The sequence below is a fragment of the Halomonas sp. BC1 genome (assembly GCF_002078135.1).
GTDB classification, from domain to species: Bacteria; Pseudomonadota; Gammaproteobacteria; order Pseudomonadales; family Halomonadaceae; genus Vreelandella; species Vreelandella stevensii.
Map to the genome: position 1 here is coordinate 321,213 of NZ_LFGS01000019.1, position 766 is coordinate 321,978.

At 60.2% G+C, this 766-nt stretch carries 2 protein-coding genes; one reads left to right on the top strand and one right to left on the bottom strand.

What is annotated here, in order from left to right:
- Window positions 1-262: 262 nt before the first annotated feature.
- Window positions 263-397, top strand: a complete 135-nt coding sequence (locus B7L72_RS18985; protein ID WP_254893829.1) for a hypothetical protein — start codon at window positions 263-265, stop codon at window positions 395-397.
- Window positions 398-411: 14 nt separating this feature from the next.
- Here B7L72_RS18985 and B7L72_RS15520 read toward each other — a convergent pair.
- Window positions 412-766: exodeoxyribonuclease VII large subunit (locus B7L72_RS15520; protein ID WP_303245526.1), on the bottom strand; the 355-nt coding region annotated here is incomplete at its 5' end.

A 766-nucleotide genomic window follows, 5' to 3' on the forward strand; every position in this document is an offset into this window, starting at 1 on the left:
AACGTAGACCAAAGGCGCAGGCCGGGGCAAATGCCGAAGAAGGCCATTCACTTCCGATAGCGACAATTAATAAATGCTATTTAAACACTGCATGAGTGGGTGCCAAACGGGCCGGGAAGGAGGTAACTCGCTGCTTTGGAAAGAGAAGCCTGAAAACCAGGCAGGCCATTGCACGGCTCTGCGGTGCGGCCTTCATGGCAAGCGGGTGGGGAGCGGCTATAGTGAGGGAGGCAACACACACCACCAAGGATCAGGAGGTAGCATGTCCCCGGATAAACACGACCAGAAGCAAGAGCAGAAAAAAGACCAGCGCGACGATCATCACGACGACGCCAACCCGATGCCGGATACCCATCACGTCAATCCTTCCCCGGACGAGTCATCGGACAAAAAGTAATCACCAGTGCGGCGCTATTTCTGATAGCGCCGTTTTACTTCCACGTTCAAACGCCCCTCACCCAGCTTCAATTTGAGCAGCTGGCCCGGCTGAGTATCCTGGGCGCGGCGCACGATCTGGCCTTGTTCATCCTGGGCGATGGCATAGCCGCGGCCTAGTACTGCCAGCGGGCTGACCGCGTTGAGTGCCCGAGCGGCGCTGTGCAGGCGTGCCTGGCGCGCTTCCAGCTGGCGCTGCATGGCGCTGGCCAAGCGGCGTTGCAGGCGTTCGATGCGCTCGCTTTCTGCCCGGTACAGCCGGGCCATGTCCTGGCTAGCCAGCCGACGGCCGAGCTGGCCAAGCTGGCGCTGCTGTTGGCTCAGCGTGAAC

Bases quoted from the DNA above. Each gene is read 5' to 3' on its own strand.
- B7L72_RS18985 (WP_254893829.1), top strand. From the start codon at position 263: ATGTCCCCGGATAAACACGACCAGAAGCAAGAGCAGAAAAAAGACCAG.